Source organism: Burkholderia sp. 22313, from assembly GCF_052045245.1.
Lineage (GTDB): Bacteria > Pseudomonadota > Gammaproteobacteria > Burkholderiales > Burkholderiaceae > Burkholderia.
Window position 1 is genome coordinate 1 of the sequence record NZ_JBQEON010000031.1, and the last position, 26169, is coordinate 26169.

A 26169-nucleotide genomic window follows, 5' to 3' on the forward strand; every position below is an offset into this window, starting at 1 on the left:
GGTAAATTTGAGCGGACCAAGCCGCACGTCAACGTTGGTACGATTGGTCACGTTGACCACGGCAAGACGACGCTGACGGCAGCGATCACGACGGTGCTGACGAAGAAGTTCGGCGGCGAAGCGAAGGCCTACGACCAGATCGACGCGGCACCGGAAGAAAAGGCGCGCGGCATCACGATCAACACGGCACACGTCGAGTACGAAACGGCTAACCGCCACTACGCACACGTCGACTGCCCGGGCCACGCTGACTATGTGAAGAACATGATCACGGGCGCGGCACAGATGGACGGCGCGATCCTGGTTTGCTCGGCAGCAGACGGCCCGATGCCGCAGACGCGTGAGCACATCCTGCTGGCACGTCAGGTTGGCGTTCCGTACATCATCGTGTTCCTGAACAAGTGCGACATGGTGGACGACGCTGAACTGCTCGAGCTGGTCGAGATGGAAGTTCGCGAACTCCTGTCGAAGTACGACTTCCCGGGCGACGACACGCCGATCGTGAAGGGTTCGGCGAAGCTGGCGCTGGAAGGCGACACGGGCGAGCTGGGCGAAGTGGCGATCATGAGCCTGGCCGACGCGCTGGACACGTACATCCCGACGCCGGAGCGTGCAGTTGATGGCGCGTTCCTGATGCCGGTGGAAGACGTGTTCTCGATCTCGGGCCGTGGTACGGTTGTGACGGGTCGTGTCGAGCGCGGCATCGTGAAGGTCGGCGAAGAAATCGAAATCGTCGGTATCAAGCCGACGGTGAAGACGACCTGCACGGGCGTTGAAATGTTCCGCAAGCTGCTGGACCAAGGTCAGGCAGGCGACAACGTCGGTATCCTGCTGCGCGGCACGAAGCGTGAAGACGTGGAGCGTGGCCAGGTTCTGGCGAAGCCGGGTTCGATCACGCCGCACACGCACTTCACGGCTGAAGTGTACGTGCTGAGCAAGGACGAAGGCGGCCGTCACACGCCGTTCTTCAACAACTACCGTCCGCAGTTCTACTTCCGTACGACGGACGTGACGGGCTCGATCGAGCTGCCGAAGGACAAGGAAATGGTGATGCCGGGCGACAACGTGTCGATCACGGTGAAGCTGATCGCTCCGATCGCGATGGAAGAAGGCCTGCGCTTCGCAATCCGCGAAGGCGGCCGTACCGTCGGTGCGGGCGTCGTCGCCAAGATCATCGAGTAATATCGACGATCCGCGGATCCCTCCGGGGTCCGCGATTCCACGGTAGGTAGCAGTCGTACCGCCGAAACCGGGTGTCCAGTTCGATCTGGCACCCGGTTTTTCTTTGAGGCGGGCGCATTGCTGTATTGACAAACGCACACCACCGCTCCGAATTTTCGTGTAGAATCGCGGGCTTAGCAGTGGAAGTACCGTTCGGAACCTGGCGCTTCGCTCCCCGCAGGCAGCAGGGTTCGCGTTCTTTTAGTGTCCGGCGATGCAACATCGCCTCGCTCTTTTCAAGGAATCGTCATGCAGCAACAGAAAATCCGCATTCGCCTGAAGGCATTCGACTATCGCCTGATCGATCAATCGGCTGCCGAGATCGTCGATACCGCGAAGCGGACTGGCGCAATCGTCCGTGGCCCGGTGCCGCTGCCGACGCGCATTCAGCGTTTTGACATCCTGCGTTCGCCGCACGTCAACAAGACGTCGCGCGATCAGCTCGAAATCCGTACCCACCAGCGCCTGATGGACATCGTCGATCCGACCGACAAGACGGTTGACGCGCTGATGAAGCTCGACCTGCCGGCTGGCGTCGACGTGGAAATCAAGCTGCAGTAAGGCTTTCGGCGCCGGCCGGCTTGCCGGGTGGTGCTAAGTCTTTGTATTGCTTGCGGAAATCGAGAAGTCGGGCTATACTGCTTGGCTTTTCGTGTATTCGCGAAAAAAAGTTGGGCCTTGCGTGCCCGGCATTTTGTAAATCAGCCCCGACCAATCGCAGTCGGGAATGGAGAAAATGATGAGCCTTGGACTCGTAGGTCGCAAGGTTGGCATGACCCGTATCTTCACGGCTGAAGGGGATTCGATTCCCGTCACCGTGCTGGACGTGTCGGACAACCGCGTGACGCAGATCAAGACTGTTGAAACCGACGGCTACACGGCCGTGCAGGTTGCATTCGGCTCCCGCCGCGCATCGCGCGTGACGAAGCCGCTGGCAGGTCATCTCGCCAAAGCCGGTGTCGAAGCCGGTGAAATCCTCAAGGAATTCCGCATTGACGCGGCCAAGGCAGCTGAGCTGTCGAATGGCGCCGTGGTCGGTGCTGATCTTTTCGAAGTAGGCCAGAAGGTCGACGTGCAAGGCGTGTCGATCGGTAAGGGCTACGCCGGTACGATCAAGCGTTACAACTTCTCCTCCGGCCGTGCCACGCACGGTAACTCGCGCTCGCACAACGTGCCGGGCTCGATCGGTATGGCGCAGGATCCGGGTCGCGTTTTCCCGGGTAAGCGCATGACGGGTCACCTCGGTGACGTTACGGTGACGGTGCAGAACCTCGAAATCGCTCGTATCGATGCAGAGCGCAAGCTGCTGCTCGTCAAGGGTGCGATTCCGGGCGCGAAGGGCGGCAAGGTTTTCGTGACGCCGGCCGTCAAGACCAAGGGGGCGAAATAATGGAACTCAAGCTCCTGAATGAAAATGGTCAGGAAGGTGCAGTGGTCAACGCGTCGGACGTCGTGTTCGGTCGTGACTACAACGAAGCGCTGATCCACCAGGTCGTCGTCGCGTACCAGGCGAATGCTCGCCAGGGTAACCGCGCGCAGAAGGACCGTGAGCAAGTCAAGCACACCACCAAGAAGCCGTGGCGTCAGAAGGGTACGGGCCGCGCTCGTGCCGGTATGTCGTCGAGCCCGTTGTGGCGTGGCGGTGGTCGCATCTTCCCGAACTCGCCGGAAGAGAACTTCTCGCACAAGGTCAACAAGAAGATGCATCGCGCAGGTCTCTGCTCGATCTTCTCGCAGCTGGCCCGTGAAGGCCGTCTGTCGGTCGTCGAGGACATCATCCTCGAAGCGCCGAAGACCAAGCTGCTGGCCGACAAATTCAAGACCATGGGTCTCGACTCCGTTCTGATCATCACGGACACGGTCGACGAGAACCTGTACCTGGCTTCGCGCAACCTGCCGCACGTGGCGATTGTCGAGCCGCGCTACGCTGACCCGCTGTCGTTGATCTACTTCAAGAAAGTGCTGGTCACGAAGGCTGCGGTCGCCCAGATCGAGGAGTTGCTGTCATGAGCGAGATTCGCAAGAACGATCATCGTTTGATGCAGGTCCTGCTCGCACCGGTGATCTCGGAAAAGGCGACGCTGGTTGCCGACAAGAACGAGCAAGTCGTGTTCGAAGTCGCACCGGATGCCACGAAGCAGGAAGTGAAGGCGGCTGTCGAGCTGCTGTTCAAGGTTGAAGTTGATTCGGTCAACGTGCTGGTTCAGAAGGGCAAGCAAAAGCGCTTCGGCCGTTCGATGGGCCGCCGCAAGGACGTGAAGAAGGCGTACGTTTGCCTGAAGCCCGGCCAGGAAATCAACTTTGAAGCGGAGGCCAAGTAATCATGGCAATCGTTAAAGTTAAGCCGACATCGCCGGGTCGCCGCGCGATGGTCAAGGTGGTCAACAAGAACCTGCACCAGGGCAAGCCGTTCGCGGCACTGCTCGACACGCAGAGCTCGACCGCCGGCCGTAACAACAACGGTCGTATCACCACGCGTCACAAGGGTGGTGGTCACAAGCAGCACTACCGTATCGTCGATTTCCGTCGCACGAAGGATGGCATCCCGGCAAAGGTCGAACGTCTCGAGTACGACCCGAACCGTAGCGCGAACATCGCGCTGGTGCTCTACGCAGACGGCGAGCGTCGCTACATCATCGCCCCGAAGGGCCTGGCGGTCGGCCAACAGCTGATGTCGGGTTCGGAAGCGCCGATCCGCGCAGGCAACACGCTGCCGATCCGCAACATTCCGGTCGGTACGACGATCCACTGCATCGAGATGCTGCCGGGCAAGGGCGCGCAAATGGCGCGTTCGGCTGGCACGTCGGCCATGCTGCTGGCACGTGAAGGCGTCTACGCGCAGGTTCGTCTGCGTTCGGGCGAAATCCGCCGCGTGCACATCGAGTGCCGTGCAACGATCGGTGAAGTCGGCAACGAAGAGCATAGCCTGCGCCAGATCGGCAAGGCTGGCGCGAACCGCTGGCGCGGTATCCGCCCGACGGTGCGTGGCGTTGCGATGAACCCGGTTGATCACCCGCACGGTGGTGGTGAGGGCAAGACGGCTGCAGGTCGTGACCCGGTGAGCCCGTGGGGTACGCCGGCTAAGGGTTACCGTACCCGTAGCAACAAGCGCACGACGACGATGATCGTCCAGCGCCGTCACAAGCGTTAAGGAGTAGGCAATGGCACGTTCTGTAAAAAAAGGTCCGTTCTGCGACGCCCATTTGCTGAAGAAAGTTGAGGCGGCTGCAGCTTCGCGCGACAAAAAGCCGATCAAGACCTGGTCGCGTCGCTCGACGATTCTGCCGGATTTCATCGGCCTGACGATCGCTGTTCACAACGGCCGTCAACACGTTCCGGTGTACATCTCGGAAAACATGGTCGGCCACAAGCTTGGCGAGTTCGCACTGACCCGTACGTTCAAGGGTCACGCAGCCGACAAGAAGGCCAAGAAATAAGGGGCAATCAAGATGGAAGTGAAAGCAATTCATCGCGGTGCCCGCATCTCGGCGCAAAAAACGCGCCTTGTGGCTGACCAGATCCGCGGTTTGCCGGTCGACAAGGCGCTGAACGTTCTGACGTTCTCGCCGAAGAAGGCGGCTGGCATCGTGAAGAAGGTTGTGCTGTCGGCAATCGCGAATGCGGAGCACAACGAAGGCGCTGATATCGACGAGCTCAAGATCAAGAGCATCTACGTCGACAAGGCTGCATCGCTCAAGCGTTTCACCGCGCGCGCCAAGGGCCGCGGTAACCGCATCGAGAAGCAATCCTGTCACATCACTGTGACGGTCGGGAATTAAGGAGCCATACGATGGGACAGAAAATTCATCCGACTGGCTTCCGCCTGGCTGTCAGCCGCAATTGGGCTTCGCGTTGGTACGCGAACAACAACAATTTCGCGGCGATGCTGCAGGAAGACATCGGTGTTCGTGAATACCTGAAGAAGAAGCTGAAGAACGCTTCGGTCGGTCGGGTCGTCATCGAGCGTCCGGCGAAGAACGCGCGCATCACGATTTACAGCTCGCGTCCGGGCGTCGTCATCGGCAAGAAGGGCGAGGATATCGAACAGCTGAAGACGGAACTGCAACGCCGCATGGGCGTGCCGGTTCACGTCAACATCGAAGAGATCCGCAAGCCGGAAACCGATGCTCAGTTGATCGCTGACTCGATCACGCAACAGCTCGAGCGCCGGATCATGTTCCGTCGCGCGATGAAGCGTGCGATGCAGAACGCGATGCGTCTGGGTGCCCAAGGCATCAAGATCATGAGCGCAGGCCGTCTGAACGGTATCGAAATCGCTCGTACGGAGTGGTATCGCGAAGGTCGCGTGCCGCTTCACACGCTGCGTGCCGACATCGACTACGCGACTTCGGAAGCGAAGACGACCTACGGGATCATCGGCGTCAAGGTGTGGGTGTACAAGGGCGACACGCTCGGCCGCAATGACGCGCCGGTGGTGGAAGAAGTAGCCGAAGACAAGCGTCCGCGTCGCAATGCGCGTCCGGGCGACCGTCGTCCGCGCCGTGACGGCGAAGGCGGCGCTCCGGGTGCTCGTCGTGGCGCACCGCGCCGTGGCGCCGGCAAGCCGGAAGACGGCAAGACTGGAGAATAACGATGCTGCAACCGAAACGCAGGAAGTATCGCAAAGAGCAGAAGGGTCGCAACACCGGCAAGGCGACGCGCGGCAACGCAGTGTCGTTCGGTGAATTCGGCCTGAAGGCGATCGGTCGCGGTCGTTTGACCGCACGTCAGATTGAAGCGGCGCGTCGTGCAATGACGCGTCACATCAAGCGTGGCGGCCGCATCTGGATCCGGATCTTCCCGGACAAGCCGATTTCGCAAAAGCCGGCAGAAGTGCGTATGGGTAACGGTAAGGGTAACCCGGAGTACTACGTCGCCGAAATCCAGCCGGGCAAGATGCTCTATGAAATGGACGGCGTAACCGAAGAACTGGCACGCGAAGCGTTCCGTCTGGCTGCAGCCAAGCTGCCGCTGAAGACGGCGTTCATCGTGCGCCAGCTCGGCGCCTAAGGAGAAAACATGAAGGCTTCCGAACTTCTCCAGAAAGACCAGGCCGCGCTCAACAAGGAGCTGGCGGACCTGCTGAAGGCGCAATTCGGCCTGCGCATGCAACTCGCGACCCAGCAGCTCACGAACACGAGTCAGCTGAAGAAGGTTCGTCGCGACATCGCACGTGTGCGGACCGTCATGACTCAGAAGGCGAACCAGAAATGAACGATAGCGTGAAAACCTCGCTGAAGCGGACGCTGGTCGGTCGGGTCGTCAGCAACAAGATGGACAAGACCGTCACCGTGCTGATCGAGCACCGCGTCAAGCACCCGATCTACGGCAAGTATGTCGTGCGCTCGAAGAAGTACCACGCGCATGATGAAGCGAACACCTGCAACGAGGGTGACCTCGTTGAAATCCAGGAAACTCGTCCTCTGTCGAAGACGAAGGCCTGGACGGTGTCGCGCCTCGTCGAAGCAGCTCGCGTCATCTAAGCGGGCAGCGCAGTAGGCAGTAACAAGCACTTCGCCACGAAGTGCTTGAAATCGCAAAGTTTTTGCTTGCGTGACCAGGGTTATTTGTTATAATCCTGGTCTTCCCTCTTTATGGGAGCCCCGTCGCGGGCGAAGTTGGTGGGGGAAGCGGACTGGCGCCAGCCTGTCCGAAAGATTCACCGAATTGCGATGGCGGGTTTCGTTTGCCGTCGCTGCTGTTCCAACCCAAGCAGCCGATTGGCTGACGGGACCAAGACTGACCGAATGCATCATGGTGGTGCATCCGGATTAAGTTGGGAAAGACAAACCATGATCCAGACCGAATCTCGGCTCGAAGTAGCCGACAACACGGGTGCACGTGAAGTCATGTGCATCAAGGTGCTCGGCGGCTCGAAGCGTCGTTATGCCGGCATTGGCGACATCATCAAGGTGACCGTCAAAGAAGCAACGCCGCGCGGGCGCGTGAAGAAAGGCGAAATCTACAACGCCGTGGTGGTCCGCACCGCCAAGGGTGTTCGCCGTCAAGACGGCTCGCTGATCAAGTTCGACGGCAACGCCGCTGTGCTTTTGAATAACAAGCTTGAGCCGATCGGCACCCGTATCTTCGGGCCGGTGACGCGTGAGCTGCGTAGCGAACGATTCATGAAGATCGTTTCGCTGGCGCCGGAAGTGCTGTAAGGAGTCGCGATGAACAAGATTCGCAAAGGTGACGAGGTCATCGTCGTCACTGGCAAGGACAAGGGCAAGCGCGGCGTCGTGCTGGCTGTCGGTGCTGAACATGTGACGGTTGAAGGTATCAACCTCGTCAAGAAGCATGTGAAGCCGAACCCGATGAAGGGTACGACGGGCGGCGTGGAAGCGAAGACGATGCCCCTGCATATTTCGAACGTCGCACTGGTCGACGCGAATGGCAAGGCGTCGCGTGTTGGCATCAAGGTCGAGGAAGGCAAGAAGGTTCGCTTCCTGAAGACGACCGGTGCCGTACTGAGCGCCTGACGCAGCGGAGTAAAAAATGGCTCGTTTTCAAGAGTTTTACAAAGAAAAGGTTGTGCCCGGCCTGATCGAGAAGTTCGGTTACAAGTCGGTCATGGAAGTGCCGCGTATCACCAAGATCACGCTGAACATGGGTCTTGGCGAAGCGATCGCTGACAAGAAGATCATCGAGAACGCCGTTGGCGACCTCACGAAGATCGCTGGTCAGAAGCCGGTCGTCACGAAGGCACGCAAGGCAATCGCAGGCTTCAAGATCCGCCAGGGTTACCCGATCGGCGCGATGGTGACGCTGCGTGGCCAGGCGATGTACGAATTCCTCGACCGTTTCGTGACCGTTGCCCTGCCCCGCGTGCGTGACTTCCGCGGTGTGTCGGGTCGTGCCTTCGATGGCCGCGGCAACTACAACATCGGTGTGAAAGAGCAGATCATTTTCCCCGAAATCGACTACGACAAGATCGACGCACTGCGTGGGCTGAACATCAGCATCACGACGACTGCGAAGACCGACGACGAAGCAAAGGCTCTGCTCGCCAGCTTCAAGTTCCCGTTCAGAAACTGAGGTTACCGTGGCTAAACTGGCACTGATCGAACGTGAAAAGAAGCGCGCCCGCCTGGTCGCGAAGTTCGCAGCAAAGCGCGAAGCGCTGAAGGCGATCGTCGAAGACCAAAGCAAGTCGGAAGAAGAGCGCTACGAAGCACGCCTTGAGCTGCAGCAACTGCCCCGCAACGCAAACCCGACCCGCCAGCGTAACCGCTGCGCGATCACGGGCCGTCCGCGTGGCACGTTCCGTAAATTCGGCCTCGCGCGTAACAAGATTCGTGAAATCGCATTCCGTGGCGAGATTCCTGGCCTGACCAAGGCGAGCTGGTAATAGGAGAAACGTAAATGAGCATGAGTGATCCTATCGCCGATATGCTGACTCGCATCCGCAACGCGCAGATGGTCGAGAAGGTATCGGTTGCGATGCCCTCGTCGAAGGTCAAGGTTGCAATCGCGCAAGTCCTGAAGGACGAAGGTTATATCGACGATTTCGCCGTCAAGGCGGAAGGTGCGAAGTCCGAACTGAATATCGCGCTGAAGTACTACGCAGGTCGCCCGGTCATCGAACGCCTCGAGCGCGTGTCGAAGCCTGGTCTGCGCGTGTACCGCGGCCGTAACGACATTCCTCAGGTCATGAACGGCCTGGGCGTGGCAATCGTGTCGACGCCGAAGGGCGTGATGACCGACCGCAAGGCGCGCGCTACCGGCGTCGGCGGCGAAGTCATCTGCTACGTTGCTTAAAGCCGAGGAGAGAGAAACATGTCTCGAGTAGGTAAGAGCCCGATCGCGCTGCAAGGCGCGGAAGTCAAGCTGGCCGACGGTGCGATCACCGTCAAGGGCCCGCTGGGCACCATCACGCAAGCGATCAATCCGCTCGTGAACGTGGCGAACAACGACGGCACGCTGAATCTGTCGCCGGTCGACGAAAGCCGCGAAGCAAATGCACTGTCGGGCACGATGCGCGCGATCATCGCGAATGCCGTGCACGGCGTGACCAAGGGTTTCGAGCGCAAGCTGACGCTGGTTGGCGTCGGTTATCGTGCGCAAGCGCAAGGCGACAAGCTGAACCTGTCGCTGGGTTTCTCGCACCCGGTGGTGCACCAGATGCCGGAAGGCGTCAAGGCTGAAACCCCGACGCAAACCGAAATCGTGATCAAGGGGATCAACAAGCAACAAGTCGGTCAAGTGGCTGCGGAAGTCCGCGGTTACCGTCCGCCGGAGCCCTACAAGGGCAAGGGCGTGCGCTATTCCGACGAGGTTGTGATCCTCAAAGAAACGAAGAAGAAGTAAGGGTGCGCAATCATGGATAAGACTCAATCTCGCCTGCGCCGCGCTCGCCAGACGCGTATCAAGATCGCTGAGCTGCAGGTCGCGCGTCTCGCCGTGCATCGCACGAACACGCACATCTACGCTCAAGTGTTCTCGCCCTGCGGCACCAAGGTGCTCGCCAGCGCGTCGACGCTCGAGGCAGAAGTGCGCGCCGAACTGGCCGACAAGTCGGGCAAGGGCGGCAACGTTAATGCCGCGACGCTGATCGGCAAGCGTATTGCCGAGAAGGCAAAGGCTGCCGGCATCGAATCCGTCGCCTTCGACCGCTCGGGCTTCCGCTACCATGGCCGCGTCAAGGCGCTGGCTGAGGCAGCTCGCGAAGCTGGGCTCAAGTTCTAAGGAAGGAATTCGTCATGGCAAAGATGCAAGCGAAAGTTCAGGCTGACGAGCGCGACGACGGCCTTCGTGAAAAGATGATTTCGGTCAATCGCGTGACCAAGGTCGTGAAGGGTGGCCGTATTCTCGGCTTCGCCGCACTGACCGTGGTTGGCGATGGTGATGGCCGTATCGGTATGGGCAAGGGCAAGGCGAAGGAAGTGCCGGTCGCTGTCCAGAAGGCAATGGAACAAGCTCGCCGCAACATGTTCAAGGTGCCGCTCAAGAACGGCACGCTGCAGCACGAAGTGCACGGCAAGCATGGCGCATCCGCTGTCCTCCTCGCTCCGGCGAAGGCAGGTACGGGCGTGATCGCCGGCGGCCCGATGCGCGCAGTGTTCGACGTGATGGGCGTTCAGAACGTCGTGGCGAAGAGCCACGGTTCGACGAACCCGTACAACCTCGTTCGCGCCACGCTGGACGGTCTGCGCAAGCAGTCGACCCCGGCAGACATCGCGGCGAAGCGCGGCAAGTCCGTCGAAGATATTTTGGGCTAAGCCCGGGTGGTCACCATGTCTGAAAAAACTGTCAAGGTTCAGCTCGTTAAGAGCCTGATCGGGACCCGCGAATCGCACCGCGCGACCGTGCGTGGCCTGGGCCTGCGCCGACTCAACTCGGTTAGCGAGCTGCAGGACACGCCGGCGGTCCGCGGCATGATCAACAAGGTCTCGTACCTCGTTAAGGTCATCGCGTAAGCGGCCCTACGGATCAAGGAGTTGATATGGAATTGAATAACCTGAAGCCGGCCGCTGGTGCAAAGCACGCCAAGCGTCGCGTCGGCCGCGGCATCGGTTCGGGCCTCGGCAAGACGGCTGGCCGTGGTCACAAGGGTCAGAAATCGCGTTCGGGCGGCTTCCACAAAGTCGGTTTCGAAGGCGGTCAGATGCCTCTGCAACGTCGTCTGCCGAAGCGCGGCTTCACGTCGCTGACGAAGGAATTCGTCGGTGAAGTGCGCCTGGGCGACCTCGAGAAGCTGCCGGTCGATGAAATCGATCTGCTCGCACTGAAGCAAGCCGGCCTGGTCGGCGAGCTGACGAAGAGCGCAAAGATCATCGCGACGGGCGAACTGAAGCGCAAGATCGTCGTGAAGGGTCTCGGTGCCACCAAGGGTGCGCGCGCTGCGATCGAAGCGGCTGGCGGTTCGTTCGCCGAGTGACACGCGTAGCGCGTCGTTACTTGCATTCATCGGAGAAGGTACTTGGCTAACAGCCCGAGTCTTGCAAAACCCGGTCGAAGCACGGCGAAATTCGGCGATCTGCGTCGGCGAGCGATGTTTCTGCTCCTGGCGCTGATCGTCTATCGCATCGGCGCGCACATCCCCGTGCCGGGCATCGATCCGGATCAACTGGCGAAGCTGTTCCAGAGTCAGGCGGGCGGCATCCTGGGCATGTTCAACATGTTCTCGGGTGGCGCGCTTTCCCGCTTCACGATCTTTGCGCTGGGGATCATGCCGTACATCTCGGCGTCGATCATCATGCAGCTGCTGGCGATCGTCTCGCCGCAGCTCGAGGCGCTGAAGAAGGAAGGGCAGGCAGGGCAACGGAAGATCACGCAGTACACGCGGTATTTCACCGTGGTGCTCGCGACCTTCCAGGCGTTCGGTATCGCGGCTGCGCTGGAAAACCAGCCGGGCCTCGTCATCGACCCCGGCATGCTGTTCCGACTGACGACGGTCGTGACGCTGGTTACCGGCACGATGTTCCTGATGTGGCTGGGTGAGCAGATCACCGAGCGTGGTCTGGGCAACGGCATCTCGATCATCATCTTCGGCGGGATCGCAGCAGGGTTCCCGAATGCCGTCGGTGGGCTGTTCGAGCTGGTGCGCACGGGTTCGATGAGCATCATTTCGGCGATCATCATCGTCGTTCTGATTGCCGCGGTGACTTACGTGGTCGTGTTCATCGAACGCGGTCAGCGCAAGATCCTCGTGAACTACGCGAAGCGCCAGGTCGGCAACAAGATCTACGGTGGACAGTCGTCGCACTTGCCGCTGAAGCTGAACATGTCGGGCGTGATTCCGCCGATCTTCGCATCGTCGATCATCCTGTTCCCGGCCACGATTCTCGGCTGGTTCAGCACGGGTCAACCGACGGGGAGCTGGATCTCCAACACGTTGCATAACGTCGCGGAGGCGCTGAAGCCGGGTCAGCCGGTCTATGTGTTGCTGTACACGCTGGCAATCGTGTTTTTCTGCTTCTTCTACACCGCACTGGTGTTCAACAGCAGGGAAACCGCGGACAACCTGAAGAAGAGCGGCGCGTTTGTTCCGGGCATTCGTCCGGGCGATCAGACCGCACGATATATCGACCGCATCCTCACGCGTCTGACGCTGGCCGGTGCGATCTACATCGTCTTCGTGTGTCTGCTGCCGGAATTCCTGGTGCTGCGCTGGAACGTGCCGTTTTATTTTGGTGGAACGTCGCTGCTGATCATTGTCGTCGTCACGATGGACTTCATGGCGCAGGTGCAGTCGTACGTTATGTCGCAACAGTATGAGTCGCTGCTCAAGAAGGCAAACTTCAAGGGCGGCAACATCCCAATGCGTTAATTCGGACTATGGCCAAAGACGATGTAATCCAGATGCAGGGTGAGGTGATCGAAAACCTCCCGAATGCGACCTTCCGCGTGAAGCTGGAAAACGGCCATGTCGTGTTGGGGCATATCTCCGGGAAGATGCGGATGCACTACATCCGCATCCTGCCGGGCGACAAGGTGACGGTTGAATTGACGCCTTACGATCTGTCTCGTGCGCGGATCGTGTTCCGGGCGAAGTGATTTGAAAAAAGGGTATTATCATGAAAGTGATGGCATCGGTTAAGCGCATTTGCCGCAATTGCAAGATCATCAAGCGCAAAGGCGTCGTTCGCGTGATCTGCAGCTCGGATCCGCGCCACAAGCAGCGCCAAGGCTGACCGCGCGTTTGTTTGCGCTTTTTGTTTGAGGAAAAACAATGGCTCGTATCGCAGGGGTTAACATCCCGAATCACCAGCATACCGAGATCGGCCTGACGGCAATCTTCGGTATCGGCCGCACGCGCTCGCGCAGCATCTGCGTGGCGTCTGGCGTGGAATTCTCGAAGAAGGTCAAGGACCTGACCGACGCAGACCTCGAAAAGCTGCGTGAAGAAGTGGGCAAGTTCATCGTCGAAGGCGATCTGCGCCGTGAAGTGACGATGAACATCAAGCGCCTGATGGACCTCGGTTGCTACCGTGGTGTTCGTCATCGCAAGGGCCTGCCGATGCGCGGTCAGCGTACGCGTACGAACGCACGTACCCGCAAGGGTCCGCGTCGTGCAGCGCAAGCGCTGAAGAAGTAAGCGGAACTGACAGTTACAGGAAAACGTAATGGCTAAGGCTTCGAACACCGCGGCGCAACGCGTTCGCAAGAAGGTTAAGAAGAACGTCGCTGAAGGCGTGGTTCACGTTCACGCGTCGTTCAACAACACGATCATCACGATCACCGATCGCCAGGGCAATGCACTGGCATGGGCGACGTCGGGCGGCCAGGGCTTCAAGGGCTCGCGCAAGTCGACGCCGTTCGCTGCTCAGGTTGCTGCTGAGTCGGCCGGTCGCGTGGCGATGGAATATGGCGTGAAGAATCTGGAAGTGCGGATCAAGGGCCCGGGCCCGGGTCGCGAGTCGGCAGTGCGTGCACTGCATGGCCTCGGCATCAAGATCACCGCGATTTCGGACGTCACCCCGATTCCGCACAACGGCTGCCGTCCGCCGAAGCGCCGTCGTATCTGAGAATGCTGCTGGCACGTTCGTGCTGGCGCATTTGCCTGTCGCCGCGTAGCGTCGACGGGCGTTGCTTTTTTGATTGACTAAGCCCACCGTTCGCCCCAAAGGGCGCGAACTAGCGCGGATCCCGATCCGCGTGACTGATTGATAAAGGAATGCAAAGTGGCACGTTATATCGGCCCTAAGGCCAAGCTGTCCCGCCGTGAAGGCACCGACCTGTTCCTGAAGAGCGCGCGCCGCTCGCTCGCCGACAAGTGCAAGCTCGACAGCAAGCCGGGTCAGCACGGCCGTACCTCGGGCGCACGTACGTCCGACTATGGTACGCAGCTGCGCGAAAAGCAGAAGGTCAAGCGTATTTACGGCGTGCTGGAGCGTCAGTTCCGCCGCTACTTCGCTGAAGCCGACCGCCGCAAGGGCAACACGGGTGAAAACCTGCTGCAACTGCTCGAGTCGCGTCTCGACAACGTCGTGTATCGCATGGGCTTCGGTTCGACCCGCGCTGAAGCGCGTCAGCTGGTGAGCCACAAGTCGATCACCGTGAACGGCGTCGTCGCGAACGTCCCGTCGCAGCAAGTGAAGTCGGGTGACGTCGTCGCGATCCGCGAAAAGGCAAAGAAGCAGGCGCGTATCGTCGAAGCGCTGTCGCTGGCCGAGCAAGGCGGCATGCCGAGCTGGGTTGCAGTCGATGCGAAGAAGTTCGAAGGCACGTTCAAGCAAATGCCGGAACGCGCTGACATCGCAGGCGACATCAACGAAAGCCTGATCGTCGAATTGTATTCGCGTTAATCCGATTGACGGCCGAGGTACCCCGATTGCGTTGCGCAAGGAGGGCCCTCGGCTGTTTATTTTCTGGTTGTTACCGGTCAGCCTTATCGGTGTAACGAGCCGAGGGTATTGAAGAGGAAAGCCCATGCAAACCAGTTTGCTGAAACCCAAGATCATCGCCGTGGAATCGCTGGGCGAGAACCACGCGAGGGTGGTCATGGAACCGTTCGAACGCGGTTACGGCCACACCTTGGGCAACGCGCTTCGCCGCGTGCTGCTGTCGTCGATGGTTGGCTACGCGCCGACCGAAGTGACGATCGCAGGCGTGGTGCACGAGTACTCGACGCTTGACGGCGTGCAAGAGGACGTCGTCAACCTGCTGCTGAACCTGAAGGGTGTGGTGTTCAAGCTGCACAACCGTGACGAAGTGACGGTGACCCTGCGCAAGGAAGGCGAAGGCGTCGTCACGGCCGGCGATATCGAGCTGGCGCACGATTGCGAAGTCATCAACCCGAATCACGTGATCGCACACCTGTCGAAGGGCGGCAAGCTCGACGTTCAGATCAAGATCGAAAAGGGTCGCGGCTATGTGCCCGGCAACGTCCGTCGCTACGGCGAAGACACGGCCAAGATCATCGGCCGCATCGTCCTCGACGCATCGTTCTCGCCGGTTCGCCGCGTGAGCTATGCCGTTGAAAGCGCACGTGTCGAGCAGCGTACCGACCTCGACAAGCTCGTGATGAACATCGAGACGAGCGGCGTGATCACCCCGGAAGAGGCGATCCGTCAATCGGCCCGCATCCTGGTCGACCAGCTGTCCGTATTTGCGGCGCTGGAAGGCACGGAAACGGCTGCCGAGGCACCGTCGCGCGCACCGCAGATCGATCCGATCCTGCTGCGTCCGGTGGACGATCTCGAGCTGACGGTCCGTTCGGCGAACTGCCTGAAGGCCGAGAACATCTACTACATCGGCGACCTGATCCAGCGCACGGAAAACGAGCTGCTGAAGACGCCGAACCTCGGTCGCAAGTCGCTCAACGAGATCAAGGAAGTGCTCGCTTCGCGCGGTCTCACGCTGGGCATGAAGCTCGAAAACTGGCCGCCGGCTGGTCTCGACAAGTAAGCCCGCTTGTAGCCTGGTTGTAGCTGTAGTTGGCAAAGATGCGGATTTTCCTTTAAAATCCGCATCTTGCTTTTTTTCGTTACCGGCCCGTGCACCCCAGAGGTGCGATAGAAGAGCTGGATCAAAACTTTGAATCAAGGAAACTGAAATGCGCCATCGTCATGGTCTGCGGAAACTGAACCGCACGAGCAGCCACCGTCTGGCTATGCTCCGTAACATGTCCAACTCGCTGATCGAGCACGAAGTCATCAAGACGACGCTGCCGAAGGCGAAGGAACTCCGTAAAGTCGTCGAGCCGCTGATCACGCTCGGCAAGAAGCCGTCGCTGGCAAACCGTCGCCTGGCGTTCAACCGCCTGCGCGATCGTGACTCGGTGGCGAAGCTGTTCGACGTGCTCGGTCCGCGTTTCGCGGACCGTCCGGGCGGCTACCTGCGCGTGCTGAAGTTCGGCTTCCGCGTCGGTGACAACGCACCGATGGCACTGGTCGAGCTGCTCGATCGTCCGGAAGTCGACGAAACGGAAAACGTGCAAGAAGCTGAATAAGCTTCCGGTACGCAGCAGTCTCTGAAAAGGGCCGAGCGATTGCTTGGCCCTTTTTGTTTTTGGCGCCGCCGGGGCTGCGATCGATTGTCGCAGGCCGGTGCCGGCAGCGACGTGCGTGCTGCGCTACGATACGGGACTGTCGGTGCGGCCCTTGGGGCCGATTCGGGACGGCGGAAGCCGGTAAGCCAGCCAGGGGGCGCGTATGGTGGTGGTGTTGATGCTGACGACGGTGCCGGATGCGGCGACGGCCGAAGCGCTCGCCAGCGGCGCGCTCGACGCGCGGCTTGCCGCATGCGTGTCGGAGCTCGGTGCGATCAAGTCGCGCTATCACTGGCAGGGCAAGGTCGAAACGGCCGAAGAGATCCAGTTGCTGTTCAAGACGAGCGCCGCGCGCTCGCTCGAACTGGAGCGATTTATTCTCGCGCATCATCCATACGAGACGCCGGAAATCGTCTCATGGCAGGCGACGGCCTCGGCCGCGTACGGCCAGTGGGTGACCCGTGAAACTCAACGTCTATTTCATGTTTAACGGTATGGCGCTTTCCGTGCGCGTGCGCGCGCTGCGGTTCCTCGCAGTCCTGTTGTCGTTCATGTTCGTGCTGGGCGGCCTGTCGGTCGCGCGCGCGGCCGACGATTTCCTCGATCCGTCGGTGGCATTCAAGTTCAGCGCGAGCGAATCGCCCGGGCAGGTGGACGTCCGCTTCAAGGTCGCGAACGGCTATTACCTGTACCGCGAGCGGTTTGCGTTCGCGGTGAAGAGCGGGCAGGCGACGCTCGGCGAGCCGCAGTTCCCGGCCGGCCACGTGAAGTTCGACCAGACGTTCCAGAAGGAAGTCGAGACGTATCGCGACGAGGTCGTGGTTCACGTGCCGGTCAAGCAGGCCTCGGGGCCGTTCGAGCTCGCGGTGACGTCGCAAGGGTGTGCTGACGAGGGGATCTGCTATCCGCCCGCCGAGCACGTCGTGAAGGTCGACGGCGCAGCGCTGGGTGCGGCCGCCGCAGCCGATGGCGCGGCAGCTTCGGGCAGCTGGTTCGACAAGGTCACGAGCGCGGATTTCGCGCAGTCGCTGCTCGAGGGGCACGGCTTCTTCACGATCGTCGCGCTGTATTTCGTCGCAGGTGTCGTGCTGAGCCTGCTGCCGTGTTCCTATCCGATGATTCCGATCGTATCCGCGATCATCATCGGCCAGGGTACGCGCGCCACGCATGCGCGTGGCTTCGCGCTGTCGCTGACCTATGTGGTCGGCATGGCGCTCGTCTATACGGTGCTCGGCATCGCCGCGGCGCTGGTCGGCCAGAGCCTTGGCGCATGGCTGCAGAACCCGTGGGTGCTCGGTGCGTTCGGCGTGCTGCTCACCGCGTTCGCGGTATCGCTGATTTCGGGCAAGGACATCGCATTGCCCGCGCGCTGGCAGAACGGTGCGGCGGAGGCCTCGGGCGCCCGCCGGGGCGGCCACTTCGTCGCGGTTGCCGCGATGGGCGCGTTGTCGGCGCTGGTCGTCGGCGCGTGCATGACGGCGCCGCTGTTTGCGGTGCTCGCTTTCATCGCGCATACCGGCAATGCGCTGCTCGGCGGCGCCGCGCTGTTCGCGATGGGGCTCGGGCTCGGTGTGCCGCTGCTCGTCGTCGGCATCGGCGCCGGCACGGTGCTGCCGCGCGCAGGCGCATGGATGGACGGCGTGAAGGTGTTCTTCGGCATCGTGCTGCTCGCCGCCGCGCTGTGGATCGTGTGGCCGGTGCTTGCGGGCAGCCTGAAGATGATGCTCGCCGCGTTGTGGCTGCTCGTCGCGGCCGCGGCGCTCGGCCTGTTCACGCCGCATGCCGGCGCCGCGTCGATCTGGCGTCGCCTCGGCCGAGGGCTGGGTGCGGCGCTCGCGATCTGGGCGGCGACGCTGCTCGTCGGTCTCGCGGCGGGCTCCAATGACCCCGTGAAGCCGCTGGCCATCCTCGCGGCACGCACGGTAGCGGCGGGCGATGCATCGGCAGCCGGTGCGGCTTCAGGGCAGGCCGGCCCCGCGTTCGCGGCGGTGCGCTCCAGCGGCGAACTCGACGCGTTGCTGAAGACGTCGGGCCAGCCCGTGATGCTCGACTTCTACGCAGACTGGTGCGTGAGCTGCAAGGAGATGGAGCATCTGACGTTCACCGATTCGCGCGTGCAGGCGCGGCTCGCGCAGCTTCGCCTGGTGCGTGCCGACGTCACCGCGAACAACCCGGACGACCAGGCGCTGCTCAAGCGCTTCAACCTGTTCGGCCCGCCGGGCATCATCTTCTTCGATCGCAACGGCCATGAAATCGGTCGTGTCGTCGGCTATCAGGCGGCGGAGACGTTCCTGCGCAGTCTCGATCGCGCGGCGGTGCCGACGGTATAACGCGCGTGCATCGGCGCCCGATGTGCGGACCGCGCATAAAAAAACGGCGGGACACTTCAGTGTCCCGCCGTTTTTCTTGGTGCCTGCCGGCGCGCGGCTTAGCGCTGGGCCTTCAGCAGACGCGCGGCGTCGAGCGCGAAATACGTGAGCACGCCATCGGCGCCCGCGCGCTTGAATGCGAGCAGGGACTCGAGCACGACCTTGTCGTGGTCGAGCCAGCCGTTCATCGCGGCGGCCTTCAGCATCGCGTATTCGCCGCTCACCTGGTACACGTAGGTCGGGAAGCGGAATTCATCCTTCACGCGACGCACGATGTCGAGATACGGCATGCCGGGCTTGACCATCACCATGTCGGCGCCTTCGTCGATGTCGAGGCGCACTTCGCGCAGCGCTTCGTCGCTGTTCGCCGGATCCATCTGGTAGGTCATCTTGTTGCCCTTGCCCAGATTCGACGCCGAGCCGACCGCATCGCGGAACGGACCGTAGAACGCCGACGCGAACTTGGCCGAGTAGGCCATGATGCGCGTATGGATGTGGCCGTCGCTTTCCAGCATTTCGCGGACCGCGCCGATGCGGCCGTCCATCATGTCTGACGGTGCGACGATGTCGACGCCGGCCTCGGCCTGCGCGCGCGCCTGGTCGACCAGGATCTCGATCGTCTCGTCGTTGATCACGTAGCCGTTCTCGTCGAGCACGCCGTCCTGGCCGTGGCTCGTGTACGGATCGAGTGCGACGTCGGTCAGCACGCCGAGCTCGGGGAAGCGCTTCTTCAGCTCGCGCACCGCGCGCGGGATCAGGCCTTCCGGATTGGCCGCTTCGCGGCCGTCAGGCGTTTTCAGCGACGGCTCGATGGCCGGGAACAGCGACAGCACGGGCACGCCGAGTTCGACGCACTGCTCGGCGACATGCATCAGCAGATCGACCGACACGCGCTCGACGCCGGGCATCGACGGCACGGATTGCCGTTCGTGGGTGCCTTCGACGACGAACACCGGGTAGATCAGGTCGTCGGTGGTCAGGCGGTTTTCGCGCATCAGGCGCCGGGAGAAGTCGTCGCGGCGCATCCGGCGCGGACGATGAAGTGGATGGAAGCTCATGGCGATTTGGCAGAAATCAGGGCAAGAAGGACCTTACGGAACCCTTCGGTCATTTTCGAGACCGTTGGTATATGATAGCGATCGAGCGGCACGCGTCGCGTGCAGCTCCCCGCTTCTCCTCCCTGAGCGGGTGCCTGTCGTTTTTCGATTAGGCTGTTTGACCCGCCGTTCAACGGCGGGTTTTTTTATGAGCCGGCCGAATCCACGGGCACCGTCAGGCGCGCACGACCGAACCCGGCCGCGCGTTGTCCGATCATTTTGCTACAGGCTCGAGATTTTCGTCGGCGACGGACGGCCGCAGCCAGCTCTCGATCAATTCGTGCGCGTCGTCGAGGCCCGTGCGCTTCAGCGCCGAGAACAGCTGGACGGTCAGCTTCCCCTTCACGCCCTGGTCGCGATACGCGTCGAGCCCCTTTTGCGTGTTCCGCAGCGCGTTGATGCTCTCTTGGCGCGTCAATTTGTCGCACTTCGTCAGCAGCGTATGGATCGGCTTGCCGGTCGGCGCGAACCACTCGATCATCCGGCGGTCGAGATCGGTCAGCGGGCGACGCGAATCCATCATCAGGATCAGGCCGCACAGCTGCGAGCGCGTCGCGAGATAGGACGACAGCAGCATTTCCCAGTGGGCCTTCGCGGCCCCCGGCACTTCCGCGTAGCCGTAGCCGGGCAGGTCGACGAGGTTCGCGACGGGTTCGTCGGCCGGGCCGACGGAGAAGTAGTTGATGTGCTGCGTGCGGCCGGGCGTCTTGGACGCGAACGCGAGCCGCTTCTGGTTGCACAGCACGTTGATCGCCGTCGATTTGCCGGCATTCGAGCGGCCCGCGAACGCGATTTCCGGTTGCACCGTCGGCGGCAGGTCGCGCAGATGGTTGACGGTCGTGTAGAAGCGGGCTTGATGGAGCAAAAAGGCCATGGGAAACCGGTGGGACGGGGCGGCGCGAGCCGCTGGGTGGAGGCGGGGTAGCCCCGATAGGCGCGGGAGCTTTCAGCGCGATATTGTACAATACGGCGGTTTTGCCGAAGGGCTGCGGGCGCCGGCCTCGCGCTTTTATGCAGCTTCTGCGGTAGACTGGTCGACGTCGTTTTTTGCAGAACCTCAAATTCCCACAAGACGAAACAGGGTGTGCGAATGAATCGACTGTGCAAGTCTCTGATGGTGCTTCAGGTTGCAGCAGGGTTCGTAGGTTTCGTAGCGGAGGCAAACGCGGCGGAGGCGGCAAAGAAGCCGGATCTCGACCGTGGCAAGGCGATTGCCGCGCAGGTTTGCGCGTCGTGTCACGGCGCCGACGGCAACAGCGCGTCGGGCAGTTTCCCGAAGCTTGCCGGCCAGCATCCCGACTATCTGGTCAAGCAGTTGAACGACTTCAAGGTCCAGCCGGGCGCGAAGGGGCCGGCGCGGACCAATCCGGTGATGGTCGGGTTCGCGAGCGCGTTGAGTGCGGACGACATGCGCAACGTCGCGGCGTATTACGGCTCGCAGACGACAAAGCTCGGCACCGCACGCGATGCGGCGACCGTGCCGATCGGCCAGAAGATCTATCGCGGCGGCATCGCGGAAAAGGGTGTACCCGCCTGCGCGAGCTGCCACGGGCCGACGGGGCAGGGGATTCCGGTCCAGTACCCGCGTCTGTCGGGGCAGTGGGCCGATTACACGGTGGCCCAGTTGACCGCGTTCCAGCAAGGTGTCGGCGCGCGTAACAACAACGAGGCGATGCATCAGATCGCATCGCGCCTGTCGGACAACGAGATCAAGGCCGTCGCGGATTACATCGCCGGCCTGCGTTGAGTGGACAGTCGCGAATGAAATGACCGGCTGCCCGAAGGGCGGCCGGAGTCAGAACAAGAAAAGGGTGGGGCGCCGCTGCGTGCGGCCGCCTTGCCCTTTTTTGTTGTCAGCACTCGCCGGGCCGTCCCAAGCCAGGATGAAGAGACATGCCGGGAATGGGGGGCGGCGCCCCCCCACAGCGAACATAGTGAGCGTTGGGGGCTGTTTCCCCTTAGTCGGAGTTTGAATGAGCGTTACCACGTCGGGGTTGCAGTCGAAGTCGGGTCAAAGTGCGTCCAGGCGCGCGATCGAGCTGTTGAGCTCGATGCGCTTCGCGATCGCGTTGCTGGTGGTGCTGTCGATCGCGAGCATCATCGGCACGGTCCTGACCCAGGATGACCCGTATCCGAACTACGTGAACCAGTTCGGCCCGTTCTGGGCGGACATCTTCCGCTCGCTGGGCCTGTACAACGTGTACAGCGCGTGGTGGTTCATGCTGATCCTGATCTTCCTCGTCATCTCGATCTCGCTGTGCGTGATCCGCAACGCGCCGAAGATGCTCGCCGACGCGAAGAGCTGGAAGGACAAGGTCCGCGAAGGCAGCCTGCGCGCCTTCCACCACAAGGCCGAATACGCGGCGTCCGGCACGCGCGCGACCGTCGCGGCCACGCTTGCGACGTTCGTCACCAAGGCCGGCTACAAGCACGTCGTGCGCGAAACCGACGGCGCGACACTGATTTCCGCGAAGCGCGGTGCGCTGACGAAGTGGGGCTACATCTCCGCGCACCTCGCGATCGTCGTGATCTGTATCGGCGGCCTGCTCGACAGCAACCTGCCGATCAAATTCCAGATGTGGATGTTCGGCAAGAGCCCGGTCAACACGAGCGCGACGATCAGCGAGATCTCGGCCGATCACCGGCTGTCCGCATCGAATCCGACGTTCCGCGGCTATGCGTGGGTGCCGGAAGGCCAGTTCGTGTCGACCGCGATCCTGAACCAGCCGAACGGCTCGTTGATCCAGGACCTGCCGTTCTCGATCCAGCTGAACAAGTTCATCGTCGACTACTACACGACGGGGATGCCGAAGCTCTTCGCGAGCGACATCGTCGTGATCGATCGCGAGACGGGCAAGAAGATCCCGGCGCGCGTCGAGGTCAACAAGCCGTTCACGTACAAGGGCGTGTCGATCTACCAGTCGAGCTTCCAGGACGGCGGCTCGCAGATGGAGATGACGGCCTACCCGATGACGGGCGACAACGCGAAGACCTTCGCGGTGAAGGGCACGATCGGCAGTACCGCGCCGCTGCAGATGCCGGGCAGCGACGGCGACACGATCGAGTTTGCCGATTTCCGCGCGATCAACGTCGAGAACATGGCCGATGCGAACGGCAAGCCGGACGTGCGCGGCGTCGCGAAGACGGAGTCGCTGAAGGAGGCGTTCGACGAGCGTCTCGGTTCGGGCGCGAAGACGTCGAAGCCGATGCAGCTGCATAACATCGGCCCGTCGGTGCAGTACAAGATTCGCGGCAAGGACGGCCAGGCGCGCGAGTTCAACAACTACATGCTGCCCGTCGACATGGGCGGCACGCGCGTGTTCCTCGCCGGCGTGCGCTCGAGCCCGAACGATCCGTTCCGCTACATGCGGATTCCGGCCGACAGCCAGGATTCGATCGGCGAATGGATGCGCCTGCGCGCCGCGCTCGAGGATCCGGCCGTGCGTGCGGACGCCGCCGCGCGCTTCGCGCAGCGTTCGCTGCCGGGTACCGACGCGTCGCTGCGTAGCCGTCTGCAGGACAGTGCATTCAAGGTGCTGACCCTGTTCGCGGCGAGCGACGACAGCGTTGGCCGCGCCGCCGACGGCCAGCCGGTCGGCGGCTTCCAGGCGGTGGCCACGTTCATCGACCGTTCGGTGCCGAAGGCCGAGCAGGAGAAGGCGGCCAGCCTGCTGCTGCGCATGCTCGAGGGTTCGATGTGGGAGGTCTGGCAGATCGCACGCGAGCGCGCCGGGGAGCCGGCCGCCCAGCAGGGCAACGACACGATCCGCTTCGTGCAGAACGCGATCAATGCGCTATCTGACAGCTTTTTGTATGGATCGCCGGTCTATTTGCAGCTGGACTCCTTCAAACAGGTGCAAGCTTCGGTATTTCAGCTGACGCGCGCACCCGGCAAGAATCTGGTGTATCTTGGCAGCCTACTGCTGGTCGCCGGTATCTTCTCGATGTTCTACGTACGCGAGCGGCGCCTCTGGTTCTGGCTCAAGGATGCCGGGTCGGGCGTCGATGTGGTGATGGCAATGTCCACGGCCCGCAAGACCTTCGATTTCGAGAAAGAATTCGTGCAGACGCGCGACGCGGCCGGCGCCGCCTTGCGCGCCGTACCGCGCGACGCCACACCCAACGGTGCGGCAGCGACTGCCCGCTCGCCCGTCGGCGGCGGTTCCGATTCCGAGAATTCCACCCGGTAACATCATGGATCTCACGCAAGTTTCCTCTTCCCGTTCGGGGCCGGCCAAAGCCCCGGTTTCCGCGCCGTTGTTCGACGACCGTCCGTTCCTCACGCGCCTGTCGATCGTCGACTGGCTGTTCGCCCTGGCGCTCGTGGTCGGCGCCGGCTATGCGTTCGTGCACTACAACGAACACATGAATTACTACGACAAGGCGGTGATGATCGGCACGGTGCCGGCGCTTGTCGTGCTCGGCTGGCGCTGGAAGCCCGCGCGGCTGATGATGGCGTCGATCGCGGTGCTGTCGCTGCTGTCGATCCAGATCTATCAGGGCGATCTCGCGCGCGCCGATTCGGCGTTCTTCCTCAAGTACTTCCTGTCGAGCCAGTCCGCGATCCTGTGGATGAGCGCGCTGTTCGTGCTCGCGACGATCTTCTACTGGATCGGCTTGCTCGCGCGTGCGGAATCGGGCTCCGCGATCGGCCAGAAGCTCACGTGGGTCGCCGTGCTGATGGGCTTCACCGGTCTGATGGTCCGCTGGTACGAGTCCTACCTGATCGGCGCCGATGTCGGGCATATTCCGGTGTCGAACCTGTATGAAGTGTTCGTGCTGTTCAGCCTGATCACCGCACTGCTCTATCTGTATTACGAAGGCCACTACGGCACGCGTGCGCTCGGCGCATTCGTGCTGCTGGTGATCAGCGCGGCGGTCGGCTTCCTGATGTGGTATTCGGTCGCCCGCGATGCGCAGCAGATCCAGCCGCTCGTGCCGGCGCTGCAGAGCTGGTGGATGAAGATCCACGTGCCGGCGAACTTCATCGGCTACGGCAGCTTCGCGCTGTCGGCGATGGTGTCGGTCGCGTACCTGATGAAGGAGCGCGGCATGCTCGCCGACCGCCTGCCGACGCTCGACGTGCTCGACGACGTGATGTACAAGTCGATCGCGGTGGGCTTCGCGTTCTTCACGATTGCGACGATCCTCGGCGCGCTGTGGGCCGCCGAAGCGTGGGGCGGCTACTGGAGCTGGGACCCGAAGGAAACCTGGGCGCTGATCGTGTGGCTCAACTACGCGGCGTGGCTGCACATGCGCCTGATGAAGGGCCTGCGTGGCTCGGTCGCCGCCTGGTGGGCGCTGACGGGCCTGCTCGTGACGACCTTCGCGTTCCTCGGCGTGAACATGTTCCTGTCCGGGCTGCACAGTTACGGCAAGCTGTAAGATTTCCGACGCGGGTCCGACAAAAGACCGCCGGCGCACTGCGTGCCCGGCGGTTTTCTTTTGTAACGAGCGTAACGAGCAGGCTGCCCCGACGTCGAACGGCGCATGACGGGGCGAGTCGAACGCTCATGAAGCGTGCGCGCCGCGCATGCAGGAGGAGCAGCACGATGTGGATCAAACCCCCTTTGCGCACCGTACTGACCGGCGGTGACATCGCGCCAGGCGAGATTACGCCGCGCGCGGTGTTCGAGAACCGGCGGCGGATCCTGCAGGCCGCAGGCCTAATGGCGGCGGGCGGATTGCTCGGCCGCAGCGGCTCGGCATTTGCCGCCTATGCGTCGCCCGACGCGAGGGCCGCGAAGCTCGTGGCAAAGACCAATCCGAAGTTCGTCGCGGCCGACAAGGTGACACCGTTCAAGGACATCACGTCCTACAACAACTTCTATGAATTCGGCACCGACAAGGGTGACCCCGCGCAGAACGCGAGCACGTTGCGGCCGCGTCCGTGGCGCGTGAGCGTTGAGGGCGAGGTGCTGCACCCGAAGGTATTCGATCTCGACGAACTGCTGAAGCTGGCGCCGCTCGAGGAGCGCGTGTACCGGCTGCGCTGCGTCGAGGGCTGGTCGATGGTGATTCCATGGATCGGCGTGCCGCTGTCCGAGCTGATCAAGCGCGTGCAGCCGACCGGCAACGCGAAATACGTTCAGTTCATCACGCTGGCCGATCCGTCGCAAATGCCGGGGCTCTCGACGCCGGTACTCGACTGGCCGTACTCGGAAGGACTGCGGATGGACGAGGCGATGAATCCGCTGACGCTACTGACGATGGGCGTCTATGGCCAGGTGCTGCCGAACCAGAACGGCGCGCCGGTGCGGATCGTGGTGCCGTGGAAGTACGGCTTCAAGAGCGCGAAATCGCTCGTGAAGATCCGCTTGGTCGACAAGCAGCCGAAGACGAGCTGGAACACGTATGCGTCGAACGAATACGGCTTCTATTCGAACGTGAACCCGAACGTCGATCACCCGCGCTGGAGTCAGGCGACCGAGCGCCGGATCGGCGAGGACGGCTTCTTCACGCCGAAGCGCAAGACGCTGATGTTCAACGGCTACGGCGATCTCGTCGGGTCGATGTATCAGGGCATGGACCTGAAAAAGAACTTCTGAGC

The 26169-nt window shown here is 61.9% G+C and carries 38 protein-coding genes; 36 read left to right on the top strand and 2 right to left on the bottom strand.

Annotated elements, in window-relative coordinates; translation table 11 throughout:
• From tuf to dsbD, 32 genes are all read left to right on the top strand, one after another.
• A partial coding sequence (gene tuf, locus ACTJKF_RS23265) for an elongation factor Tu (protein ID WP_027805213.1) occupies window positions 1-1182 on the top strand: 1182 nt, incomplete at its 5' end.
• A 288-nt stretch (window positions 1183-1470) separates the two neighbouring features.
• The gene (gene rpsJ, locus ACTJKF_RS23270) at window positions 1471-1782 is read left to right on the top strand and encodes a 30S ribosomal protein S10 (RefSeq protein ID WP_004199280.1); all 312 of its coding nucleotides are present in this window, start codon (window positions 1471-1473) and stop codon (window positions 1780-1782) included.
• A gap of 178 nt (window positions 1783-1960) precedes the next feature.
• Window positions 1961-2611, top strand: coding sequence for a 50S ribosomal protein L3 (gene rplC / locus ACTJKF_RS23275; protein WP_006752926.1), 651 nt, complete (start codon window positions 1961-1963; stop codon window positions 2609-2611).
• Window positions 2611-3231, top strand: coding sequence for a 50S ribosomal protein L4 (gene rplD, locus ACTJKF_RS23280; protein WP_006477192.1), 621 nt, complete (start codon window positions 2611-2613; stop codon window positions 3229-3231). Before rplC ends, rplD begins: the two co-directional genes overlap by 1 nt.
• Window positions 3228-3542 (top strand): 50S ribosomal protein L23, encoded by a 315-nt coding sequence (gene rplW / locus ACTJKF_RS23285; protein WP_004199275.1) that lies wholly within the window; start codon window positions 3228-3230, stop codon window positions 3540-3542. The genes rplD and rplW overlap by 4 nt, the downstream gene beginning before the upstream one ends.
• 2 nt (window positions 3543-3544) lie before the next feature.
• Window positions 3545-4372 (top strand): 50S ribosomal protein L2, encoded by an 828-nt coding sequence (rplB, locus tag ACTJKF_RS23290; protein WP_440626499.1) that lies wholly within the window; start codon window positions 3545-3547, stop codon window positions 4370-4372.
• Between the two features lie 10 nt (window positions 4373-4382).
• Window positions 4383-4658, top strand: coding sequence for a 30S ribosomal protein S19 (gene rpsS / locus ACTJKF_RS23295; protein ID WP_004199273.1), 276 nt, complete (start codon window positions 4383-4385; stop codon window positions 4656-4658).
• Between the two features lie 12 nt (window positions 4659-4670).
• The gene (rplV, locus tag ACTJKF_RS23300; protein ID WP_004199272.1) at window positions 4671-5000 is read left to right on the top strand and encodes a 50S ribosomal protein L22; all 330 of its coding nucleotides are present in this window, start codon (window positions 4671-4673) and stop codon (window positions 4998-5000) included.
• An 11-nt stretch (window positions 5001-5011) separates the two neighbouring features.
• Entirely contained in the window at window positions 5012-5812 is an 801-nt protein-coding gene (rpsC, locus tag ACTJKF_RS23305) for a 30S ribosomal protein S3 (protein WP_006482899.1), read from the top strand.
• Between the two features lie 2 nt (window positions 5813-5814).
• Window positions 5815-6231, top strand: coding sequence for a 50S ribosomal protein L16 (gene rplP, locus ACTJKF_RS23310; protein WP_006482873.1), 417 nt, complete (start codon window positions 5815-5817; stop codon window positions 6229-6231).
• A gap of 9 nt (window positions 6232-6240) precedes the next feature.
• Complete coding sequence (rpmC, locus tag ACTJKF_RS23315; protein ID WP_006400652.1) at window positions 6241-6435, top strand: 50S ribosomal protein L29; 195 nt, start codon at window positions 6241-6243, stop codon at window positions 6433-6435.
• The gene (gene rpsQ, locus ACTJKF_RS23320; RefSeq protein ID WP_440626506.1) at window positions 6432-6704 is read left to right on the top strand and encodes a 30S ribosomal protein S17; all 273 of its coding nucleotides are present in this window, start codon (window positions 6432-6434) and stop codon (window positions 6702-6704) included. The genes rpmC and rpsQ overlap by 4 nt, the downstream gene beginning before the upstream one ends.
• 309 nt (window positions 6705-7013) lie before the next feature.
• On the top strand, window positions 7014-7382 hold the full coding sequence (gene rplN, locus ACTJKF_RS23325; RefSeq protein WP_006752929.1) for a 50S ribosomal protein L14: 369 nt from the start codon (window positions 7014-7016) through the stop codon (window positions 7380-7382).
• 9 nt (window positions 7383-7391) lie between these two features.
• Entirely contained in the window at window positions 7392-7700 is a 309-nt protein-coding gene (gene rplX, locus ACTJKF_RS23330; protein ID WP_006477187.1) for a 50S ribosomal protein L24, read from the top strand.
• 16 nt (window positions 7701-7716) lie between these two features.
• Window positions 7717-8256 (top strand): 50S ribosomal protein L5, encoded by a 540-nt coding sequence (gene rplE, locus ACTJKF_RS23335; RefSeq protein WP_006477186.1) that lies wholly within the window; start codon window positions 7717-7719, stop codon window positions 8254-8256.
• A gap of 7 nt (window positions 8257-8263) precedes the next feature.
• Window positions 8264-8569: a 30S ribosomal protein S14 gene (gene rpsN / locus ACTJKF_RS23340; protein WP_006482884.1), complete on the top strand. Its 306-nt coding sequence runs from the start codon at window positions 8264-8266 to the stop codon at window positions 8567-8569.
• 14 nt (window positions 8570-8583) lie between these two features.
• Window positions 8584-8979, top strand: coding sequence for a 30S ribosomal protein S8 (gene rpsH / locus ACTJKF_RS23345; RefSeq protein WP_006477185.1), 396 nt, complete (start codon window positions 8584-8586; stop codon window positions 8977-8979).
• A gap of 18 nt (window positions 8980-8997) precedes the next feature.
• Complete coding sequence (rplF, locus tag ACTJKF_RS23350) at window positions 8998-9528, top strand: 50S ribosomal protein L6 (protein ID WP_006758786.1); 531 nt, start codon at window positions 8998-9000, stop codon at window positions 9526-9528.
• A gap of 12 nt (window positions 9529-9540) precedes the next feature.
• Window positions 9541-9906 (top strand): 50S ribosomal protein L18, encoded by a 366-nt coding sequence (gene rplR / locus ACTJKF_RS23355; protein ID WP_006477183.1) that lies wholly within the window; start codon window positions 9541-9543, stop codon window positions 9904-9906.
• 14 nt (window positions 9907-9920) lie between these two features.
• Window positions 9921-10439: a 30S ribosomal protein S5 gene (gene rpsE / locus ACTJKF_RS23360; RefSeq protein ID WP_006752931.1), complete on the top strand. Its 519-nt coding sequence runs from the start codon at window positions 9921-9923 to the stop codon at window positions 10437-10439.
• A 15-nt stretch (window positions 10440-10454) separates the two neighbouring features.
• Window positions 10455-10637, top strand: coding sequence for a 50S ribosomal protein L30 (gene rpmD, locus ACTJKF_RS23365; RefSeq protein ID WP_006400644.1), 183 nt, complete (start codon window positions 10455-10457; stop codon window positions 10635-10637).
• A gap of 26 nt (window positions 10638-10663) precedes the next feature.
• Entirely contained in the window at window positions 10664-11098 is a 435-nt protein-coding gene (rplO, locus tag ACTJKF_RS23370; protein ID WP_006482880.1) for a 50S ribosomal protein L15, read from the top strand.
• A 42-nt stretch (window positions 11099-11140) separates the two neighbouring features.
• On the top strand, window positions 11141-12490 hold the full coding sequence (gene secY, locus ACTJKF_RS23375) for a preprotein translocase subunit SecY (RefSeq protein ID WP_440626512.1): 1350 nt from the start codon (window positions 11141-11143) through the stop codon (window positions 12488-12490).
• Window positions 12491-12498: 8 nt separating this feature from the next.
• Window positions 12499-12717, top strand: a complete 219-nt coding sequence (gene infA, locus ACTJKF_RS23380; protein ID WP_004521905.1) for a translation initiation factor IF-1 — start codon at window positions 12499-12501, stop codon at window positions 12715-12717.
• Between the two features lie 20 nt (window positions 12718-12737).
• A complete protein-coding gene (gene rpmJ, locus ACTJKF_RS23385) occupies window positions 12738-12854 on the top strand; it encodes a 50S ribosomal protein L36 (RefSeq protein ID WP_004199844.1) in 117 nt (38 codons plus the stop codon).
• Between the two features lie 38 nt (window positions 12855-12892).
• Entirely contained in the window at window positions 12893-13258 is a 366-nt protein-coding gene (gene rpsM / locus ACTJKF_RS23390) for a 30S ribosomal protein S13 (protein ID WP_014898353.1), read from the top strand.
• Window positions 13259-13286: 28 nt separating this feature from the next.
• Entirely contained in the window at window positions 13287-13688 is a 402-nt protein-coding gene (gene rpsK, locus ACTJKF_RS23395; protein WP_004197937.1) for a 30S ribosomal protein S11, read from the top strand.
• Window positions 13689-13844: 156 nt separating this feature from the next.
• A complete protein-coding gene (gene rpsD, locus ACTJKF_RS23400; protein WP_166966043.1) occupies window positions 13845-14468 on the top strand; it encodes a 30S ribosomal protein S4 in 624 nt (207 codons plus the stop codon).
• A gap of 124 nt (window positions 14469-14592) precedes the next feature.
• Window positions 14593-15570: a DNA-directed RNA polymerase subunit alpha gene (locus ACTJKF_RS23405; RefSeq protein ID WP_006477176.1), complete on the top strand. Its 978-nt coding sequence runs from the start codon at window positions 14593-14595 to the stop codon at window positions 15568-15570.
• 148 nt (window positions 15571-15718) lie between these two features.
• Complete coding sequence (rplQ, locus tag ACTJKF_RS23410) at window positions 15719-16114, top strand: 50S ribosomal protein L17 (RefSeq protein ID WP_440626517.1); 396 nt, start codon at window positions 15719-15721, stop codon at window positions 16112-16114.
• 202 nt (window positions 16115-16316) lie between these two features.
• Window positions 16317-16643, top strand: coding sequence for a divalent-cation tolerance protein CutA (gene cutA, locus ACTJKF_RS23415; protein ID WP_440626519.1), 327 nt, complete (start codon window positions 16317-16319; stop codon window positions 16641-16643).
• Window positions 16636-18483, top strand: coding sequence for a protein-disulfide reductase DsbD (gene dsbD, locus ACTJKF_RS23420; protein ID WP_440626522.1), 1848 nt, complete (start codon window positions 16636-16638; stop codon window positions 18481-18483). The genes cutA and dsbD overlap by 8 nt, the downstream gene beginning before the upstream one ends.
• A 98-nt stretch (window positions 18484-18581) precedes the next feature.
• On the opposite strand, the gene hemB is transcribed toward dsbD, so the two are convergent.
• Both hemB and yihA read right to left on the bottom strand, forming a co-directional pair.
• On the bottom strand, window positions 18582-19580 hold the full coding sequence (gene hemB / locus ACTJKF_RS23425; protein ID WP_440626524.1) for a porphobilinogen synthase: 999 nt from the start codon (window positions 19578-19580) through the stop codon (window positions 18582-18584).
• Between the two features lie 253 nt (window positions 19581-19833).
• Window positions 19834-20493, bottom strand: coding sequence for a ribosome biogenesis GTP-binding protein YihA/YsxC (gene yihA, locus ACTJKF_RS23430; RefSeq protein WP_440626525.1), 660 nt, complete (start codon window positions 20491-20493; stop codon window positions 19834-19836).
• 216 nt (window positions 20494-20709) lie between these two features.
• On the opposite strand from yihA, the gene ACTJKF_RS23435 reads away from it, so the two are divergent.
• The 4 genes from ACTJKF_RS23435 to msrP all read left to right on the top strand — a co-directional run bounded on the left by ACTJKF_RS23435 (window position 20710) and on the right by msrP (window position 26167).
• Entirely contained in the window at window positions 20710-21366 is a 657-nt protein-coding gene (locus ACTJKF_RS23435; RefSeq protein ID WP_440626527.1) for a c-type cytochrome, read from the top strand.
• 226 nt (window positions 21367-21592) lie between these two features.
• On the top strand, window positions 21593-23809 hold the full coding sequence (locus tag ACTJKF_RS23440) for a cytochrome c biogenesis protein ResB (RefSeq protein WP_440626529.1): 2217 nt from the start codon (window positions 21593-21595) through the stop codon (window positions 23807-23809).
• A gap of 4 nt (window positions 23810-23813) precedes the next feature.
• Entirely contained in the window at window positions 23814-25004 is a 1191-nt protein-coding gene (ccsB, locus tag ACTJKF_RS23445) for a c-type cytochrome biogenesis protein CcsB (RefSeq protein WP_440626530.1), read from the top strand.
• Window positions 25005-25171: 167 nt separating this feature from the next.
• A complete protein-coding gene (gene msrP / locus ACTJKF_RS23450) occupies window positions 25172-26167 on the top strand; it encodes a protein-methionine-sulfoxide reductase catalytic subunit MsrP (protein ID WP_440626531.1) in 996 nt (331 codons plus the stop codon).
• Window positions 26168-26169 lie beyond the last annotated feature (2 nt).

Coding starts and splice junctions, on each gene's coding strand:
- rpsJ (WP_004199280.1), top strand. CDS start 1,471: ATGCAGCAACAGAAAATCCGCATTCGCCTGAAGGCATTCGACTATCGC.
- rplC (WP_006752926.1), top strand. CDS start 1,961: ATGAGCCTTGGACTCGTAGGTCGCAAGGTTGGCATGACCCGTATCTTC.
- rplD (WP_006477192.1), top strand. CDS start 2,611: ATGGAACTCAAGCTCCTGAATGAAAATGGTCAGGAAGGTGCAGTGGTC.
- rplW (WP_004199275.1), top strand. CDS start 3,228: ATGAGCGAGATTCGCAAGAACGATCATCGTTTGATGCAGGTCCTGCTC.
- rplB (WP_440626499.1), top strand. CDS start 3,545: ATGGCAATCGTTAAAGTTAAGCCGACATCGCCGGGTCGCCGCGCGATG.
- rpsS (WP_004199273.1), top strand. CDS start 4,383: ATGGCACGTTCTGTAAAAAAAGGTCCGTTCTGCGACGCCCATTTGCTG.
- rplV (WP_004199272.1), top strand. CDS start 4,671: ATGGAAGTGAAAGCAATTCATCGCGGTGCCCGCATCTCGGCGCAAAAA.
- rpsC (WP_006482899.1), top strand. CDS start 5,012: ATGGGACAGAAAATTCATCCGACTGGCTTCCGCCTGGCTGTCAGCCGC.
- rplP (WP_006482873.1), top strand. CDS start 5,815: ATGCTGCAACCGAAACGCAGGAAGTATCGCAAAGAGCAGAAGGGTCGC.
- rpmC (WP_006400652.1), top strand. CDS start 6,241: ATGAAGGCTTCCGAACTTCTCCAGAAAGACCAGGCCGCGCTCAACAAG.
- rpsQ (WP_440626506.1), top strand. CDS start 6,432: ATGAACGATAGCGTGAAAACCTCGCTGAAGCGGACGCTGGTCGGTCGG.
- rplN (WP_006752929.1), top strand. CDS start 7,014: ATGATCCAGACCGAATCTCGGCTCGAAGTAGCCGACAACACGGGTGCA.
- rplX (WP_006477187.1), top strand. CDS start 7,392: ATGAACAAGATTCGCAAAGGTGACGAGGTCATCGTCGTCACTGGCAAG.
- rplE (WP_006477186.1), top strand. CDS start 7,717: ATGGCTCGTTTTCAAGAGTTTTACAAAGAAAAGGTTGTGCCCGGCCTG.
- rpsH (WP_006477185.1), top strand. CDS start 8,584: ATGAGCATGAGTGATCCTATCGCCGATATGCTGACTCGCATCCGCAAC.
- rplF (WP_006758786.1), top strand. CDS start 8,998: ATGTCTCGAGTAGGTAAGAGCCCGATCGCGCTGCAAGGCGCGGAAGTC.
- rplR (WP_006477183.1), top strand. CDS start 9,541: ATGGATAAGACTCAATCTCGCCTGCGCCGCGCTCGCCAGACGCGTATC.
- rpsE (WP_006752931.1), top strand. CDS start 9,921: ATGGCAAAGATGCAAGCGAAAGTTCAGGCTGACGAGCGCGACGACGGC.
- rpmD (WP_006400644.1), top strand. CDS start 10,455: ATGTCTGAAAAAACTGTCAAGGTTCAGCTCGTTAAGAGCCTGATCGGG.
- rplO (WP_006482880.1), top strand. CDS start 10,664: ATGGAATTGAATAACCTGAAGCCGGCCGCTGGTGCAAAGCACGCCAAG.
- infA (WP_004521905.1), top strand. CDS start 12,499: ATGGCCAAAGACGATGTAATCCAGATGCAGGGTGAGGTGATCGAAAAC.
- rpmJ (WP_004199844.1), top strand. CDS start 12,738: ATGAAAGTGATGGCATCGGTTAAGCGCATTTGCCGCAATTGCAAGATC.
- rpsM (WP_014898353.1), top strand. CDS start 12,893: ATGGCTCGTATCGCAGGGGTTAACATCCCGAATCACCAGCATACCGAG.
- rpsK (WP_004197937.1), top strand. CDS start 13,287: ATGGCTAAGGCTTCGAACACCGCGGCGCAACGCGTTCGCAAGAAGGTT.
- ACTJKF_RS23405 (WP_006477176.1), top strand. CDS start 14,593: ATGCAAACCAGTTTGCTGAAACCCAAGATCATCGCCGTGGAATCGCTG.
- rplQ (WP_440626517.1), top strand. CDS start 15,719: ATGCGCCATCGTCATGGTCTGCGGAAACTGAACCGCACGAGCAGCCAC.
- cutA (WP_440626519.1), top strand. CDS start 16,317: ATGGTGGTGGTGTTGATGCTGACGACGGTGCCGGATGCGGCGACGGCC.
- dsbD (WP_440626522.1), top strand. CDS start 16,636: ATGTTTAACGGTATGGCGCTTTCCGTGCGCGTGCGCGCGCTGCGGTTC.
- hemB (WP_440626524.1), bottom strand. CDS start 19,580: ATGAGCTTCCATCCACTTCATCGTCCGCGCCGGATGCGCCGCGACGAC.
- yihA (WP_440626525.1), bottom strand. CDS start 20,493: ATGGCCTTTTTGCTCCATCAAGCCCGCTTCTACACGACCGTCAACCAT.
- ACTJKF_RS23435 (WP_440626527.1), top strand. CDS start 20,710: ATGAATCGACTGTGCAAGTCTCTGATGGTGCTTCAGGTTGCAGCAGGG.
- ACTJKF_RS23440 (WP_440626529.1), top strand. CDS start 21,593: ATGAGCGTTACCACGTCGGGGTTGCAGTCGAAGTCGGGTCAAAGTGCG.
- ccsB (WP_440626530.1), top strand. CDS start 23,814: ATGGATCTCACGCAAGTTTCCTCTTCCCGTTCGGGGCCGGCCAAAGCC.
- msrP (WP_440626531.1), top strand. CDS start 25,172: ATGTGGATCAAACCCCCTTTGCGCACCGTACTGACCGGCGGTGACATC.